Source organism: Bradyrhizobium monzae, assembly GCF_021458635.1.
Lineage (GTDB): Bacteria > Pseudomonadota > Alphaproteobacteria > Rhizobiales > Xanthobacteraceae > Bradyrhizobium.
In genome coordinates, this window is sequence record NZ_JAIRDQ010000006.1 from 260,554 (window position 1) to 275,784 (window position 15,231).

The 15,231-nt window shown below is 65.9% G+C and carries 16 protein-coding genes; 10 read left to right on the forward strand and 6 right to left on the reverse strand.

Annotated features, from left to right (window positions below; translation table 11 throughout):
* Window positions 1-167: 167 nt before the first annotated feature.
* From K3F49_RS23065 to K3F49_RS23075, 3 genes are all read left to right on the forward strand, one after another.
* Window positions 168-1,346 carry a 2-methylaconitate cis-trans isomerase PrpF family protein gene (locus K3F49_RS23065; protein WP_234683242.1) on the forward strand — a complete coding sequence of 393 codons (1,179 nt, stop codon included), beginning with the start codon at window positions 168-170 and terminating at the stop codon, window positions 1,344-1,346.
* Window positions 1,347-1,367: 21 nt separating this feature from the next.
* On the forward strand, window positions 1,368-2,291 hold the full coding sequence (gene prpB, locus K3F49_RS23070) for a methylisocitrate lyase (RefSeq protein WP_234683243.1): 924 nt from the start codon (window positions 1,368-1,370) through the stop codon (window positions 2,289-2,291).
* Window positions 2,292-2,944: 653 nt separating this feature from the next.
* Window positions 2,945-3,247 (forward strand): hypothetical protein, encoded by a 303-nt coding sequence (locus tag K3F49_RS23075; RefSeq protein ID WP_234683244.1) that lies wholly within the window; start codon window positions 2,945-2,947, stop codon window positions 3,245-3,247.
* Window positions 3,248-3,268: 21 nt separating this feature from the next.
* Here the strand turns inward: K3F49_RS23075 and K3F49_RS23080 are convergent, their stop codons facing one another.
* Window positions 3,269-3,730 (reverse strand): DUF6314 family protein, encoded by a 462-nt coding sequence (locus K3F49_RS23080; protein WP_234683245.1) that lies wholly within the window; start codon window positions 3,728-3,730, stop codon window positions 3,269-3,271.
* Window positions 3,731-3,852: 122 nt separating this feature from the next.
* Here K3F49_RS23080 and K3F49_RS23085 point away from each other — a divergent pair, with 122 nt between their 5' ends.
* Window positions 3,853-4,086, forward strand: a complete 234-nt coding sequence (locus K3F49_RS23085) for a hypothetical protein (protein ID WP_234683246.1) — start codon at window positions 3,853-3,855, stop codon at window positions 4,084-4,086.
* Window positions 4,087-4,094: 8 nt separating this feature from the next.
* Here the strand turns inward: K3F49_RS23085 and K3F49_RS23090 are convergent, their stop codons facing one another.
* Window positions 4,095-5,054 carry an AraC family transcriptional regulator gene (locus K3F49_RS23090; RefSeq protein WP_234683247.1) on the reverse strand — a complete coding sequence of 320 codons (960 nt, stop codon included), beginning with the start codon at window positions 5,052-5,054 and terminating at the stop codon, window positions 4,095-4,097.
* Window positions 5,055-5,350: 296 nt separating this feature from the next.
* Between K3F49_RS23090 and K3F49_RS23095 the strand changes: the two genes are divergently transcribed.
* The 5 genes from K3F49_RS23095 to K3F49_RS23115 all read left to right on the forward strand — a co-directional run bounded on the left by K3F49_RS23095 (window position 5,351) and on the right by K3F49_RS23115 (window position 11,468).
* Complete coding sequence (locus tag K3F49_RS23095; protein ID WP_148755338.1) at window positions 5,351-5,593, forward strand: hypothetical protein; 243 nt, start codon at window positions 5,351-5,353, stop codon at window positions 5,591-5,593.
* Between the two features lie 25 nt (window positions 5,594-5,618).
* Window positions 5,619-5,870 (forward strand): GCG_CRPN prefix-to-repeats domain-containing protein, encoded by a 252-nt coding sequence (locus K3F49_RS23100; RefSeq protein ID WP_234683248.1) that lies wholly within the window; start codon window positions 5,619-5,621, stop codon window positions 5,868-5,870.
* Between the two features lie 259 nt (window positions 5,871-6,129).
* A complete protein-coding gene (locus K3F49_RS23105) occupies window positions 6,130-8,805 on the forward strand; it encodes a DUF2235 domain-containing protein (protein WP_234683249.1) in 2,676 nt (891 codons plus the stop codon).
* Between the two features lie 78 nt (window positions 8,806-8,883).
* Window positions 8,884-9,555, forward strand: a complete 672-nt coding sequence (locus tag K3F49_RS23110; protein ID WP_234683250.1) for a response regulator — start codon at window positions 8,884-8,886, stop codon at window positions 9,553-9,555.
* Window positions 9,552-11,468, forward strand: coding sequence for a sensor histidine kinase (locus K3F49_RS23115; protein ID WP_234683251.1), 1,917 nt, complete (start codon window positions 9,552-9,554; stop codon window positions 11,466-11,468). Before K3F49_RS23110 ends, K3F49_RS23115 begins: the two co-directional genes overlap by 4 nt.
* Window positions 11,469-11,615: 147 nt before the next feature.
* Here the strand turns inward: K3F49_RS23115 and K3F49_RS23120 are convergent, their stop codons facing one another.
* Window positions 11,616-11,906, reverse strand: coding sequence for a hypothetical protein (locus tag K3F49_RS23120; RefSeq protein ID WP_234683252.1), 291 nt, complete (start codon window positions 11,904-11,906; stop codon window positions 11,616-11,618).
* Between the two features lie 234 nt (window positions 11,907-12,140).
* Between K3F49_RS23120 and K3F49_RS23125 the strand changes: the two genes are divergently transcribed.
* A complete protein-coding gene (locus K3F49_RS23125; RefSeq protein WP_234683253.1) occupies window positions 12,141-12,365 on the forward strand; it encodes a cysteine rich repeat-containing protein in 225 nt (74 codons plus the stop codon).
* Window positions 12,366-12,505: 140 nt separating this feature from the next.
* Here the strand turns inward: K3F49_RS23125 and K3F49_RS23130 are convergent, their stop codons facing one another.
* The 3 genes from K3F49_RS23130 to K3F49_RS23140 are packed head-to-tail and all read right to left on the reverse strand — an operon-like array spanning window position 12,506 to window position 15,207.
* The gene (locus K3F49_RS23130; RefSeq protein WP_234683254.1) at window positions 12,506-14,398 is read right to left on the reverse strand and encodes a PQQ-like beta-propeller repeat protein; all 1,893 of its coding nucleotides are present in this window, start codon (window positions 14,396-14,398) and stop codon (window positions 12,506-12,508) included.
* Between the two features lie 2 nt (window positions 14,399-14,400).
* Window positions 14,401-14,868: a hypothetical protein gene (locus K3F49_RS23135; protein ID WP_234683255.1), complete on the reverse strand. Its 468-nt coding sequence runs from the start codon at window positions 14,866-14,868 to the stop codon at window positions 14,401-14,403.
* A 9-nt stretch (window positions 14,869-14,877) separates the two neighbouring features.
* Window positions 14,878-15,207 carry a hypothetical protein gene (locus K3F49_RS23140; protein WP_234683256.1) on the reverse strand — a complete coding sequence of 110 codons (330 nt, stop codon included), beginning with the start codon at window positions 15,205-15,207 and terminating at the stop codon, window positions 14,878-14,880.
* Between the last annotated feature and the right edge of the window lie 24 nt (window positions 15,208-15,231).

Sequence of the window (15,231 nt, forward strand, 5' to 3'; positions counted from 1 at the left end):
TCGGCAGGCCGCGCGTCATCCACGAACGACGCAAGATATTCGGCGCCGCGGCGCCTGTCTGGCCCGCGGCCATCCGCGTCCACCGAATAGAATTAAGAGTAGCAGTCCATCCCACGAATGTATACACTGGTATCCAAAGTATACAACGGTATGCAATGGATTAGCCGATGCCACAGAACAAGCTCAGGGCGACTTTCATGCGCGGCGGCACGTCGAAGGCCGTCGTGTTCAACAGGAAGGACCTGCCGGCGGATCCTGCGCTGTGGGATCCGATCTTCCTGTCGGTGATGGGCTCGCCAGACCCCAACGGCCGGCAGCTCGACGGCATGGGCGGCGGGCTGTCGTCGCTGTCGAAGGTCTGCGTGGTCGGCGCGCCGACGCGCCCCGATGCCGACATTGATTATACGTTCGCTCAGATCGAGGTGAAGAGCGCCGCGGTCGATTACAGCGCCAATTGCGGCAACATGTCTTCGGCGATGGGCCCGTTCGCCGTCAGCGAAGGCCTGGTGAAGGCGCCTGCGAACGGCGAAGCCGTCGTGCGCATTCACAACACCAACACCGGCAAGATCATCGTCGCACGCTTCCCGATGATCGATGGCGAAGTCGAGATCGACGGCGACATGACGATCGATGGCGTCGGCGGACACGGCGCGCCGGTGCGGCTCGAATTCGTCAATCCCGGCGGTACAAGGACCGGACGCCTGCTGCCGACCGGACACGCCTGCGATCATTTCGAGATCGCGGGTCTCGGCACGATCGAGGCCTCGATGGTCGACGCCGCCAATCCTTGCGTCTTCGTCGCCGCCGATTCGCTCGGCAAGGCGGGCGATGAGATGCCGGACGCGCTCGAGAGCGATCCGGTGTTCCTCGCACGGATGGAGGCGATACGTTGTGCGGCCTCGGTGGCGATGGGCCTCGCGCCTGACGCTGCGGCGGCCACAAAAATCCCGAGCGTGCCCAAGGTCGCGATGATCGTGCCGCCGCGCCAGATGACGACGCTGTCGGGCCGGCATCTGGAGCCCTCCGAAATGTCGCTGGGCATCCGGATGATCTCGATCGGCCAGCCGCATCGCGCGGTGCCGATCACCGGCGCCACCTGCCTTGCGATCGCGGTGCGCATCAAGGGCACGCTGGCGAACCGGATGGCCCGCGCTGGCGATGGCCCGATCACCATCGCCCATCCCTCCGGCACGACCGTGGTCGATGCCGCCGTCGAACATGCCGACGAGCCAGCGAAGGCGCGCGCCATTCACGGCGCGGTCTATCGCACCGCGCGACGCCTGTTCGAGGGCAACGTGTTCTACCGAACCGCCAAGCCGGCCGCGCAGACGCGGCGCAGCGCCTGATAATTCCTGGAGTCCTGAACGATGACGTATCTCGTTGCCGCCGACCTTCCGCGCGAATCTGCTGGTCAGCGCTTTCGCGCGCTGTTGAAGCAGCCCGGCATCCTGCAATTGCCGGGCGCGCACAACGGCATGGCGGCGCTGCAAGCCAAGGCGGCCGGCTTCGACGCACTTTATCTCTCGGGCGCGGCGATGACGGCCTCGATGGGCCTGCCTGATCTCGGCATCATCACCGTGGACGAGGTTTCCTTCTTCGTCCGCCAGATCACCCGCGCATCGGGCCTGCCGCTGCTCGTCGACGCCGACACCGGCTATGGCGAGGCATTGAACGTGATGCATGCGACGCGCGTCTTCGAGGATGCCGGCGCGGGCGCGCTGCATCTCGAGGATCAGATCCTGCCGAAGAAGTGCGGCCATCTCAACGACAAGAAGATTGCCGACGCGCATGACATGGCGGCGAAGGTCTCGGCCGCGGCGAAAGCGCGGCGCGATCTCGTGATCATCGCCAGGACCGACGCCGCCGCCAGCGAAGGCCTCGACGGCGCGGTCGCCCGCGCAAAGCTCTATATGGACGCCGGTGCGGACGCGATCTTCCCGGAAGCGCTCAACACCGCCGAGATGTTCCGCGCCTTCGCGCAGCGCATGCAAGGCGTTCCCCTGCTCGCTAACATGACCGAGTTCGGCAAGACACCGTTCTTCACGGCCGCGGAGTTCGAGGCCATGGGCTACGCTATGGTGATCTGGCCAGTCTCGTCGCTGCGCGTGGCCAACAAGGCCCAGGCCGAGCTCTACGCGGCGATTGCGCGCGACGGCGGCACGCATCAACTCGTCGAGCGGATGCAGACGCGGGCCGAGCTCTACGCGACGATCGGACTGCACGATTACGAAGCGCTGGACACCTCGATCGTTCAAACCATCGTTCCGGCTGGCATGCCGCAACGCAAGTGAACGTCGCGACTTTGCTTGGTCCGAGATGCAACGAGCGTATGGGATCGCAGGAAATCGTAGGCTGGCGCGCAAAATCGTACGATTTGGTAGCGGGGGAGCGCTACCAACCCACACAAAAACTGAGGCCCCGACATCTCTTCCAATCTTCCGCGCCAAGTTCACGGCAACCGCGAGCCGAGAGATTCGCAGACGCACTTCAACTCTCTGCGTTCGCCGACCGCAGTGGTAAGCGCTCGCCTGCCTCCCTAAAGATTTTCGAGTCTGAGCCGGGTTCGACTCCGGCCGGCGGTTATGAAGGCAAGAACTGCAAGACTGTGCGTGCTGCAGAGCGTTCGCAAATTAATTTTTGCGAACGCCTCCCGTCCATCATCTTGTCGGTATTCCTGTCGGTATCTGAGGCAGCCGACGACTAAAAGTATCGCAAATTCAATTTGTTATGCGACTAGTCGATTATCGGCCAGGGGCACCACGCTTCGCCCTATGGGCTTCGCGTGGCGCGGCCATGCGATGCCCCGAAAGGGCGATGCGTGTCCGCCGAAGCCTTGGCGAAGGCCGACTGTCGCAGCATAGCTGCGTCTCTCTCCTCTCCCTCGCAAACGTCACATTCCCACTGTATAAACCCATAGCTTCTTCTCTCAGTCGAAGGAGCTCATATGAACGACCTGCACGCGTGGCTTTCCGAACAGCACCACGGTTTGCGGACCTTCCAAAACCTTCAGCAGAAGCTGGACACGCTCGGCCAGGACGATCCCGCCCAGCGCGGTCTATGCCGTCTCCTCAGCAATCTTGCCGGCAGCTATGTCGAGGCGTTTGACGAATCCCCGCTGCCGGTCGAGGTCGCGGAAAGCACCTATCAACGCCTGCTGACGCTGCTGGCAAGCCTCGACCTCCGCGGCGATGCCGAACGGCGGCTCGCCGATATCAATCGGGTCGCGACCGCCGAACTCTGGCAGTGACGTCGCGGTCCGCCGCACGCCTCACGGCGTTCGCGTGTAGGTCGTGACCATCGTATAGTCCTTGCGCGGACCCGACACGACGTGGCGAACGACAAAGCCACCATCGGAGCGGAAGGTGAAGGTCGACTGATAATGATCGAGATTGCACAGATGGCCGGCGCTTCCGCTCAGGACGCCGCCATCGGATGCAGTGAGTTCGATCACGTGGAATAGCCGTGGCGGGGTCTCCTTGAAGAAGACCTCGAATCCCCGGTCATGCCTGCGGAAGACGTATTCTCGCTCCGCCTCGAGCTCGGTGCCGTTCTGGAGTGTCAGCCGTCCGTGCTCGCGATAGGCCAGGCGCTCCGCATCCAATGGCGTGAAGGTCGCAAGGCCCGTCATGCTCCCTTGACCTTCGATGACCCGGTCGAACGACCAGGCGCCAACGAGCCGCGTCATCACCTGCGACGCATCATCCCAAGCATCGATCACAGTTTCATTCATGTGCTCTGGACCCAAGCGCCCGGTCGCTCCGTGGTTTCGCAATATCTGCGGGGCCCACGTTCGACTTTGCCGCGCCGCTACCTATATCCTGCGGCAACGCGTGTCGAGGCAGCGAGCAAGTGATGGCCAGGGGACCCACGACGGAGACCGACGGCGACGACCTGCCCCGCTATTTCGTCTGGGTCCGCGGCCTCGACGGGCCCGAGCCGCAGAAATGGGTCGACATGGACTTCGGCGTCGGTGACTGGAAGCGGCCGCTGGTACTGGCCTGGCTGGAGTTGCCGGCGGACGAGCGGCGCCTGCCGCTGTCGATGCTGGCGCGGCGATATCCGCCGCCAAAGGTGGAGACGGTTTAGGCTCGCCCTCACTTGCCCCGCGCCGCGGTCGGCGTCAGGCCGAACCTGCGGCGAAAGCAGCGGTTGAAATAAGAGAGATCGTTGAAGCCGCAGGCGAAGGCGATGTCGCTGATGCGGCCTTCGCGATGGGCGAGCAGGTCGGCGGCCTTGCGCAGGCGAAGTTCGGTCAGGCGGGTGGTGAAGCTCGCGCCGGCCTCGAACAGCAGCTCGTTGACATAGCGCTCGGAGAGACCGGCAGCAGTGGCGAGCCTTTGCGCGGAAAAATCCGGCTCGTGGAAGCGCGTCTCGAGGATCGACAGCACGGCTTTCAGCCGCACCGCGCGCAGGCCACCGCGCCGTGCCGCGGCCGCAACGTCGCTGCGGGCCCCCAAGCCGATCGCGGCGAGATCAAGCAAATGGGATGCGATCGCCATGCCGGCCTCGTCGGCGGCCACGGGATGACGAAGCAGCAGGTCGCTGTAATCCATCGCCAGCGACAGCGCGCCGCCGGGCTCGAGCTCGCAGCCGACGAGGTCGTCGAGGTCGGCGACCATCGCGCGCAGTGACTCGACCGGCAGATGCACATTGGTGAAGCGCTTCTGGCTGGCGCCATCGGCAGCGAAGAACGGCTCGTCGAGCTTGAGCAGCACCATCGAGCCAGGCCGCATGGTGAATTCGCGGCCGCGATGAACCACCTGCGAAGAACGATCGCCGGTGTTGCGCACGAGACAAAAACGGTCATCGCCAGTCTCGATGACCTGGCGCTTTTCCCGCCGCACCGTGACGAAGCTGCCGTCGCAGCGGCCGAGCATGGTGGTGCCGATATGGATCGAGTTCATCGTGGCGCGAAACGGCACGTCGGAGGCCGGGTCGAGCTCGCCGGTGTTGGAAAAATGCTCGAACAGCTCGGCGAAGCGGATGAAGCGCTGCCGGTCGGACAGATCCTGCGGCAGCATCTCGGTCGAGAGCGACTTCCTGATGACGGACATCGACAAGGACTTCCGGGAAAGGCTTTTTCGGAAAAAATCGCGCAGACAACAATCGAGCCTTGCAAGCCGGGGATGAACCCGCGCTGAAGGCCAGCGGTCACAGGCTACCAGTACGACCACCTGAAGCAAGCTGCGCCGGTCAGTCCAAGCGGCAAGGCCCTCGGGCGCCGGACAGTCCAAGACGGCCCGCACACCCCCATCCTATTCAGGCTCTGGATGCGACATCCCGCCACACGCGAATCGCGTCCGGGCAACCGGGCGGCCCCAGCCTGACGCCCGCTGGAGGAGACAACGACATGCGAACCTCTCTACCCCGCAGCCTCGTGCTCGGCGGCGCCATCGCAACCAGCCTCTGCATCGGCTACGCGCTCGGCGCGCAACCGCACATGGACGAGGCGGTGGCGATCCTGCAATCGGCCCGCGCCGAGCTCGTCAAGGCCGAGCCCAACAAGGGCGGCCATCGCGAACGGGCACTGGGGCTGATCGACCAGGCGATCACCGAAGTGCGCGCCGGCATCGCTTTCGCAGCCACCCACTGACCCCCGAACGTCAGGAGCAAGACGCATGATACGAAGCGTGTTTGCCGCGGCGCTCGCGCTCGGCGCGATCGTCAGTTCGGCCCAGGCCCTGCCGCTGGCGCCGTTTGGCGCACAAGGTAATGGCGATGTCATCGCGGTCGCCGGCGGCTGCGGCGCCGGCTGGCACCGTGGCCCCTATGGCGGTTGCCTGCGCAACTTCGCCAACCCCGCCGCGCATGCCTGCCCGCGCGGCTACCATATCGGACCCGGCGGAGCCTGCCGCGGCAACAGCAGATAAGAGCCGGCCATGCGGCCGCTTCGCAATAGCGGTCGCTTCGCAAACGAGGAGTCATGCCCGGGCTTGCCCGGGCATTTCTTTTGCCGAGTGTGGCGGAGTTCATAGACAGCCGTAGCAGGACGGCGCAATCCTGCTTGCTACCTCAGCGCGATTATGGGCGAAATACATCCATCAATTCACGATGAAATCACTGATTGAATTTGAAGGATGCCGCCCGAGCGGAGCCTAAGCATCCCAAAATGAATTTTCGGAGGAGTCCATGACGCACCGGGATGGGACGGGGCCGGACCACGCGCACAACAATCCGGGTGCCGGCGAGGCCACGGCCGACGTACGTCCGTCGCGCAAGCTGGTGCTGTTCGCCGATGGCACCGGCAACGCCTTCAGCACCCAGGAGTCCAGCGTCTGGCGTCTCTACGAGGCGCTGGACCATACCAAACCCGACCAGATTGCCTACTACATCAAGGGCGTCGGCACCGCCGGCTGGGCGCCGCTCGCAGCCCTCGACGGCGCCACCGGCATCGGCGTGCCCGCCAACGTCCGCAAACTCTATCGCTTCCTGTGCTGGAACTGGCGCGAAGGCGACGAGATCTACATCTTCGGCTTCAGCCGCGGCGCATTCACCGCGCGCACGCTGGCAGCCCTGATCGCAAGCCAGGGGCTGGTGCCGGCGGTGATCGACAAGGTCGCCGTGTCGCATGCGGAGATGCAGCGCAACACGATGGCGGCGTGGCGCGCGTATCGCAAGCAATCAGTCGGCTATCGCAGCCTGCCGACGATCTGGGTCGCGCGCTGGATCCGCGACGTGCTGATCTATCTCTATGATCTCGTTTTCCGGCATCGCTCCTATGCCAGCGTCCGCGACGCCATGGACGGCCGCAAGGACGTCAAGATCGAATTCCTCGGACTGTTCGACACGGTCGAGGCGTTCGGCGTGCCGATCGAGGAGCTCCGCGTCGCCATCGACTGGGCGATCTGGCCGATCTCGTTCCGAAACTACCGCCTCTCCGACAAGGTGAAGCACGCCTGCCATGCGCTCGCGCTCGACGACGAACGCACCACCTTCCATCCGCTGCGCATCGACCAGGCCGGGCTTGCCGAGGGGCAGATCGTCAAGGAGGTGTGGTTCGCAGGCGTCCATTCCGACATCGGCGGCGGCTATCCGGAATCCACGTTGTCCTTTGTGCCGTTGGTGTGGATGGCCGAGCAGCTCGGCAACCAGCTCCGCTTCCAGGACGGCACGATCGCGCATTTCCGCGAGTACCAATCGGCGATCGGGCCGATGCACGATTCGCGCAGCGGCGCCGGCGTGCTGTACCGCTACGGTCCGCGGCCGATCCACGACCGCGTGGAAGATGGCGGACCGCCGGTGGTGCACTTCGGCGTGGTCGAGCGCATGCTGCACGGATGCGACAATTACGCGCCGCTGATGCTTCCGGCCAACGCGAGGGTGCTGCTGCCGGATGGACAGGTGCTGCCGCTGACGCGGGACGAAACGCGCAAGGCCATGCGGTCCGCCTACGCGAAGCGGGAAGGTGACGGCCACAGGGCGGCGGAAGCCGACGCCTTCATGGCGATGAGCCCGCCGAATCCCGAGATGGCGCGGCAGGTTCTCGACACCGTGTGGTGGCGCCGCTTCGCCTATTTCTCGCTGCTGATCGCGCTCGGTATCCTGGTCGCATGGCCCTGGATCGCGCGCTCCGTCGTGGGCTCGACCAAGGAGCATGGGCTTGAGCATACCACCCTGCTCAAATGGATCACGGCGATCGACAACGGCGCGAGCACGGTCGTCAAGCCGTTCGCCGATCTGCTCGCGAGCGTGCTGCCGTCCTACGCGGCACCATGGCTTGCGATCGCGCTGTATTATCCGTTCGTCACCACGGTCCTCGTCATCATCATATTGATCGCGTGGAACAGGAATGCTGCGCTTCGCGATAGCATCCAGGAACGCGCCCGACTGGCCTGGTACCGGCCCGACCGGATGGCATCGCGAAAGCGCGTCAGCAAGTCCGGCTGGTTGCTCGCGATCGGACGCTGGATGCGGCTGCACGCCTGGCCGGTGCGCATGGCCTTCACCAACGTCGTGATGCCGGCGGTTTTCCTCATCGCCATTTTCGGCTCGGCAGTGCTGTTGCTGTCGCGCGGCTATCTCGACTGGCGCGCGGGCGTCGGCGACTTCTGCAAGAGCAGCGCATCGACGCTTGCCGTCGGCGACACGCCGGTCGCGGCCCGCGACGGCGAATTGTTCGACGTCAGCGATTTCTGCTGGCCAAGCCGCCTCGCGGTCGAGAAGGGCCGCAAATACCGTGTCTGGATTGAGATGGCCGACCCGTGGTTCGACCGCACCATCATGACCGGCCTCAACGGATTCAAGACGCCGCCGGATCCGACCCACCGCCTCGCCGTCCCGATCCTGCGGCTGCAGGGCGCCGACTGGTTCCAGCCGGTCGTGCGGGTGGGAGCGCGCGGATCGTACGATCTGCCGCTGCAGGCGATCAACGGACGGCCGGCGAACGAGCTGCCGCGGCGGGTCAATTCGACGGTGCCGGCCTATGAAGACGAGAGCAAGGACAACTACCCGATCCATGTCGAGGACTCCGCCGAGTTCAAGACACCGGGCAGCGAATTGAATCGCGTCTGGAAGCCGTTCGGGGATTTCGAGCAAATCCCGGCCGCGGCGCTTCCGGCAGCGCGCGCGCTGTGGCGCAAGCAGGGACTGTCCGAGCTGTTCGTCGCGGAATTCGAGGCGCCCGAGGCCGGCGAGCTGTTCTTCTACGTCAACGACGCCGTCCAGCTCTTCCCCCGGTTCATCTCCACGCGACACGCGCCGCGCTGGCTCCTGCCGGTCCAGGGCCGGCGCGTCCAGTTCTACAAAAACAACAGCGGAACGGCGACGATCCGCCTTCAGCGGTTGCCAGCGCCCCCGCCCCCATGATTATGGGTGTCGCGCCCGCAGCGCCGCGGCTAAGCTTGCCGCGCGCGCCGCGGGGGACACGCGGCCGGGACCACGATCATGACGGACCAGGGCGAGACCGGCGAAACCATCACCATCCTCCTCGTCGAAGACGACGCACCTACCTGCTGGCGTCTTCAGGACGCGCTGGTGAAGGCTGCTTACGAGGTGCGCACCGCCGGCTCGCTCGGTGAGGCCCGCAGTGCGCTCACCAGTGGCGCGCCGCGCGTGCTGCTGACCGATTTGCGGCTGCCCGACGGCCATGGCGTCGAGCTGATACGCGAGACGAGGCGGCGCTTTCCGGACACCGAGATCATGGTGATCTCGGCGCTGGGCGACGAGGAAAGCGTGATCTCCGCGATCACCGTCGGCGCCACCGGCTATCTGCTGAAGGACGCCTTCCCGACCGACATCGCCACCACCGTGCGCGATCTCGTCGCTGGGCATTCGCCGATCTCGGCCTCGATAGCGCGCTTCATCGTGCGGCGAACGCAAAGCTCCGCCGAGCCGCCGCCGGGGCCGGTGCTCAACACCGCAAAGCTGACGCCGCGCGAGATCGACATTCTCTGGGGCATCGCCAAGGGCTTCAGCTACGCCGAGATCGCGAGCCATCTCGGCCTGTCCAGGCAGACCGTGCCCGGCCACATCAAGAACATCTATCGCAAGCTCGAGGTGCACACCCGGAGCGAAGCCGTGTTCGAGGCGGTGCAGCAGGGCCTGATCAAGCTGTGAGCGAGATCGCCGCGAAGGCACCCACGCGCACCCGGCGCCGGCTGATCGTGTCACGCCTCGTGCCGTACCTGCTGCTTCAGGCGTTGATCGTGATCGCGACCATCCTCGGGCTACGGTTGCTCCAGCCCAACGATCCCGAAGATTTCGCGCTGAGCGGATTTTCGCTCAGGGAAGACGGCGCAACACGCCCGGTGACGCTGCCGCATTTCACGTCGTCGCGCTATTCGCTCGCAGATCCTCCGCTATACACCGGCGCCTTCACCTTCGAGAACGGCAATGCCGGATGGTCCGTATTTCTGCCGCGGTTCAGCAACGCCGTGGAGGTCGCCGTCAACGGCGTGGTCGTGCTCGACTCCCGTCGCGATGCCAACGCCAACCGGTCGGACCGCAACACACCGCAGATCGCTGCCATCCCCTCCTCGCTGCTGCACGACGGCCGCAACGAGATCACGGTGCGGTTGTTCGTATGGGGGCCGCTGAAGGGCTTTCTCGACACCGTCTATGTCGGGCCGGACGTCGCCTTGCGGCCGGCGTTCGAGACGCGCACGCTGCTGTTCGTTACATTGCCGGTGGCGTTCTCCGCCTGGCAGTCGATCCTCGCCGTCATCCTCGCGATCATGTGGCTGATGCGGCGGCACGAGCCGGTTTATGGCGTGCTCGCGGCCGCGATGGTGCTGGGCGTGGTCCAGGCCTTCATGCCGCCGCCGGTGCCGCCGACCACCGCGTCGCGGCTCGCCGGAGTGCTGCTGGCGTCGGCGCCGATCGAGAGTGCGCTGATTGTCGTCTTCGGCATGCTGTTCTTCGGCTGGCGTTGGCCGCGCTACGGCATGCTGCTGTTCGTGCCGGGGCTGATCGTGTTCGTGGTCGGCCTGATCGCCGGGCCGCCGCTGCCGCGCATCCTGTTCCTCATGCTCGGCATTCCCACGGTCGGGCTCAGCCTGGTCCTGATGGCCTGCGTCACCGCCGCTGCAGTGGTGCGGCGGCAGGATGCGGCGAGCTTCACGATCGGCTGCGCCGTGACGATCGTGCTGACCTGCTGGGTCCACGACATGCTGTCGGTGTTCGAGATCGTGACCAACGAGCGCACCTTCGTCTCCCGCCTGTCCTATTCGGCGATGCTGGTCGCGATCGGCGCCGGGCTGACCTGGCGCTTCGCCCGCGCGCTCAACCAGGTCGACAGCTTTGCCGGCCAGCTCGTCTCGCGCGTGCGCGAGGCCGAGGAGCGGCTGAAGGCGAGTTTTGCCCGCGAGGAGGCCCGCGCGCGGGCCGCAGCGCTGGCCAACGAGCGCACGCGGCTGATGCGCGATTTGCATGACGGCCTCGGCGGCCAGCTGATCAGTATCGTCGCGCTCTCCGAGCGCGGCCAGGAGGGCGCGACCATCACCGATGCGGCGCGCGCCGCACTGAAGGATTTGCGTCTCGTCATCGATTCCATGGACGACATCGGCGGCGACCTCATGCTCGCGCTCGGCTCCTGGCGCGAGCGCGCCGCGATGCAGTTGCGGCCGCATGACATCGCGCTCGACTGGCGCGTGGCAACGCCACAGGGCCTGCCGCTGCACCCCGAGCTCAGGCCCTGGCACGTCATCCAGATCGTGCGCGTCCTGGACGAGGCCGTGACCAATGCGGTCAAGCACGCGGCCGCGCGCCACATCGCTGTTGCCATCGAGACGCGCGATGACGGGCAGGGTCCGTACGGCGTGATCAGCGTCGCTGACGACGGTCGCGGCTTTGCGCTTGGTGATGATGGCGAAGCCGCAGGCACCAGCCAGACCACGCGCGGCCTGCGCAACATGCGAAACCGCGCCACGCGCTGCGGCGCAGTGCTCGATCTGAGCTCGGATATCTCCGGCACGCGCGTGCGGCTGCAATTGCCGCAGGTCTTTCCCGACAGCGACGCGGCCGGGGGCTGAAATGCCTCTCCCCGAACGCATGGGACGTGCGGGGAGAGGGGTCGGGCCGGGATGTTGGCCTGCGAACGACGGGGGGTTCGTTCGCAGGCTCGCTTGCGCAGCTCCCCTGGCCCGAAAGAATGCAATCAACTCAATCCAACAAGATCGTCAGCGCACGCCGACGCGATTGACCGGGCCGCCGCGATTCATCGGCGTACCGGCGCGAACGCCGACGCCGGGCGCACCGACGCCAGGCGTTGCCACCGCCGCTGCGGCAACCGGCGCGCCCGGTGCGACCACCACCGCTCCGACCGGCCGCACCACGCAGCCCTGGGGCACGCCGACCGTCTTGCAATAGACCACTGCCTGCGCCGGGCTCGTGCCCAGCGACACCATCGCCGCCCCCGCCAGCATCATCATCGTCAGCCCGGCGCTCAGCGCTCCCGTTGTTTTCGACATTTTGCTCTCCTGCTTCCCGTTCGGCGCCCGATGCAATCACCGGGTCTCGCAGCCGACGTGCAGCCTCAATGGCAAAAGACGATGCGCCAAGACATGCCATGAAGATGGGGGTGCGGCGCGCCAGCGGCCGAGCCGATGCCATGAACATGGCATGGACCGGGTATGGATCTCCGCGAGATGGTCCGGCGCGCCCGATCCCGAGCGGGACCCGTCACAATTGCAAAGAGGTGCTTTATGAAGATTTCAGTCCTTGCCGCGCTGCTGCTCACCGCCGCTGCCCTGCCCGCCACCGCGCAATCAGGTCCCACGCCGCAGGAGCAGATGGCCTGCCGCGGCGACGCCAGCAAATTCTGCGCCGAGCACATCGGCAAGCCGCCGCAGATGAATGCCTGCCTGCGCGAGAACAAGGCCAAGCTTTCGGACAGCTGCCGCAAGGTGGTGGAATCACACGGCGGGTGAGGCGTGATCTTTCCACACCAGCAGGTTCGCAGGGTAGGCAAAGCGACAGCGTGCCCACCACTCCTGTTGATGGGCACGGCACTTTGCGCCTCTGCCTACCCTGCGATTTCGGACCCGCGGATGGGAGCCAGCCTCTCCCGCTAATTCGTCAGCCCATAAACGTCGAGCTGTCCGTCATAAGTCGGGCGATAGATGCGGCCTTTCCAGACGATCGGACGGTTGAACTTGGGATGCGTGAAGGCGTGCTCGGGGCCCCAGTTCTCGCTGTCCCAGATCACCTGAAGCCGCTTCGAGCCATCCGGGTTGGTCGCGAAATTCTGCGCGTCATAGACCAGGAAACGGCCGGGGCTGAGCATCATGTTGCTGTCCTTGTAGGGAACCATCGCCACGATGATGGCGTCAGTGCCGTTGTTGGCGGCGAGCGTGATGCTCCAGCCGGGCATGCCGCCTGATGGACGCGGCGATTGCGGTGAGGCGATTTCATTGGATCCGGCGAGATAGGTCGAGGTGCCGTCGGCAGCGATCGACCACGCCCGCAGCGCGCTGTTCTCGCCGCCGACGATGTGCATCACGCCATGTGTTGTGGACGAGAACAGCAGCGGCGTGCCGTGCAGATGCCGCGTCGCGCCGCCCGGATACAGATTCAGCTCCGTCGGCGCGGCCGGCGCTGGCGGCACGGCAGGATCGAAGAACGTATAGAGGATCGGCGGCATCTTGAGCCTGGCATAGTTGGCGGCGAAGTGACCGGCCTGAAGATCGCCCGGCTGCGTGTCACCAAGCGCCACGGCATTGCCGGTGTAGAGAATGCCGTCCTTGCCCGCCGCGAGCACGGCATGGGCCGACGCGACATAGACCGGTCCGCCTGAGCCAAAGTCCTGGTCGCTCCATGCCGATTCCTTCATCGCCGCCAAATGATGCGCCACGACCGGCGCGATCTGCGCATCCATGGCGTCGGGCCCGGACGTTACCGCGACATGCGCCATCTCGCGCGCATGAAGCGGCGTGAGCGCCATTCCCATCCGCTTGGCATGGCCGATCACCGCGGTCAGCGAAACGTTCGACGGCAGCGCGTGCGCATCGTCATCGTCATCGTCGAGCAGCGCCGCAGCCGCGGCGCCGACACGGTTGGCGTCTGTCCAGGGCGTCCACCACGACAATACCTCGAAATGCGCGAGAGGTCCGGTGTGCAGGGCAAGCCGCACCACGCTCTCGCCGAAATCGCCCTGCTGCGGCGAGAACGCGCCGTTGCCGGTGATGACGTAGATCGAACCGTCGGGGGCAATGGCGGGACCGGCCCCACTCTGCCACAGCCCGCCGCCGGAGCGGGTCACGGTGGAGCACCATGCAGCCGCAATATGCCAGGCGTGGATGTCGACCGCGATCAGCCAGCCCCGCGCCGCCGCCGAAGTCTCCCTGACCGTGCCGAAGGGGATCAGCACGTGGTTCTGCGTCAGCGTCAGCGCGCTGCGTTGTTTGCGCTGGATCGAGACGAATTTCTGCACGGGCAGGCCACCCGGCGGGGTGTAGACCGCGCCCTCCAGATTCAACAGCTTGTCATGCACCTTGGAGCCGTCGCTGATCCGCAAGCCTGCGAGAAAATGCTGGGCCCTCGCAACGCTGCCATCATCGCTGATCCAGGCGCATGCGTAGAGAATGCCGGTGCCCTCGTCGATCACGGGGGTCGAGAGAATTCCCCAATCGACGTTGGTCATGTGACCGTCGATCGCCGGCGTTCCGACGATGGGACGGCCAAGATTCGTCGCCCAGATTTTTTCACCGGTCACCGCATCGAAGGCGTAGACCCAGTTGCCCATGGTGGCCTGAAAGATCAGGTCGCGGGTCTTGCCATCAGGTGTGTGCACGCCACCGACCGCAAGCGGCTGCGCCTCGAGCCGGGGGTCGTCGGGAATGTGAATGCTGAAGAGTTTTGCGATGCCTCTGGTCCGGACGGCGGTGGCCGTCAGCACCGTCTCGGCATTGGTCGCGCCGGTTCTGGCGAGATCATAGCTGCGGGTGGTGACGGAGCCGGCCATGGTCAGGCTCCCAAGGCGAGCAGGCCTCCGGCCGCGATCAGGCAAGCGGCCGCCAACGGTCGTGCATCGCGCAAGCCGGCGCGCCGCCAGCTCAGCACGACAGTCCCGCAGGCAAAGCCGAGCCCGGCCATGATCGCGCTCGACAGCGCAGCAAGAGCCGGCGCATCGGACAGGTGCGACACGACATCGTCGATCGCCAGCAGCGGCGGCAAGACATAGAGCCAGCCCGGTGCCGTCAGCAGACGTCGCGCGATGGGCAGTCCGACGAGAAGCGCCGCACCGCTCGCCATCAGCAGCATCGCGGCAAGCCCACCCGCGAGCGGCAGGCTGACGCCGAGCGCCGAGCCGAGCCCGTCGCAGAGGCCGAATATCAGCACCAGCGACAGCGCATGCCGCCCCGGCACTACGAAGGACAGCGCGAAGGCGGCAATGAGGCTGTCGGCGGACGTCCACAACAGCTGCAATGACATGAGACCCTCTCAAATGATTTGTGGGGCGAGGTACGTAATGTCGATCGAGAACGCCGCGCCATGCTCCGGCAACTGCCGGCCGGCGACGCGAACATGATGCTCGCCGGTCGCACCGGCGGTTCCTTCCGCGCTGATATGGTCGCCGCTGCACACGGCCTCGACCACGCTGTGCCCGTGCGCATCGGTGACCGTGACGTTGAGCGAGCCATCTGCCGGCACGCCGTGGCGATCGAGGCTGACCCGGAGGGCGCCGACATTGCGCAGCGCGCGGACATGGGTGGCGAGGAAATCGAGCAGCCAGGGCGCGCCGCGCCCGTCGACCGGCGCCGGCACGGTCACGCGCTCGCCGTGGACCGAAGAAGC

Bases quoted from the DNA above. Each gene is read 5' to 3' on its own strand.
- K3F49_RS23135 (WP_234683255.1), bottom strand. From the start codon at position 14,868: ATGTCATTGCAGCTGTTGTGGACGTCCGCCGACAGCCTCATTGCCGCC.
- K3F49_RS23065 (WP_234683242.1), top strand. From the start codon at position 168: ATGCCACAGAACAAGCTCAGGGCGACTTTCATGCGCGGCGGCACGTCG.
- K3F49_RS23125 (WP_234683253.1), top strand. From the start codon at position 12,141: ATGAAGATTTCAGTCCTTGCCGCGCTGCTGCTCACCGCCGCTGCCCTG.
- K3F49_RS23075 (WP_234683244.1), top strand. From the start codon at position 2,945: ATGAACGACCTGCACGCGTGGCTTTCCGAACAGCACCACGGTTTGCGG.
- K3F49_RS23130 (WP_234683254.1), bottom strand. From the start codon at position 14,398: ATGGCCGGCTCCGTCACCACCCGCAGCTATGATCTCGCCAGAACCGGC.
- K3F49_RS23080 (WP_234683245.1), bottom strand. From the start codon at position 3,730: ATGAATGAAACTGTGATCGATGCTTGGGATGATGCGTCGCAGGTGATG.
- prpB (WP_234683243.1), top strand. From the start codon at position 1,368: ATGACGTATCTCGTTGCCGCCGACCTTCCGCGCGAATCTGCTGGTCAG.
- K3F49_RS23085 (WP_234683246.1), top strand. From the start codon at position 3,853: ATGGCCAGGGGACCCACGACGGAGACCGACGGCGACGACCTGCCCCGC.
- K3F49_RS23090 (WP_234683247.1), bottom strand. From the start codon at position 5,054: ATGTCCGTCATCAGGAAGTCGCTCTCGACCGAGATGCTGCCGCAGGAT.
- K3F49_RS23110 (WP_234683250.1), top strand. From the start codon at position 8,884: ATGACGGACCAGGGCGAGACCGGCGAAACCATCACCATCCTCCTCGTC.
- K3F49_RS23105 (WP_234683249.1), top strand. From the start codon at position 6,130: ATGACGCACCGGGATGGGACGGGGCCGGACCACGCGCACAACAATCCG.
- K3F49_RS23095 (WP_148755338.1), top strand. From the start codon at position 5,351: ATGCGAACCTCTCTACCCCGCAGCCTCGTGCTCGGCGGCGCCATCGCA.
- K3F49_RS23100 (WP_234683248.1), top strand. From the start codon at position 5,619: ATGATACGAAGCGTGTTTGCCGCGGCGCTCGCGCTCGGCGCGATCGTC.
- K3F49_RS23120 (WP_234683252.1), bottom strand. From the start codon at position 11,906: ATGTCGAAAACAACGGGAGCGCTGAGCGCCGGGCTGACGATGATGATG.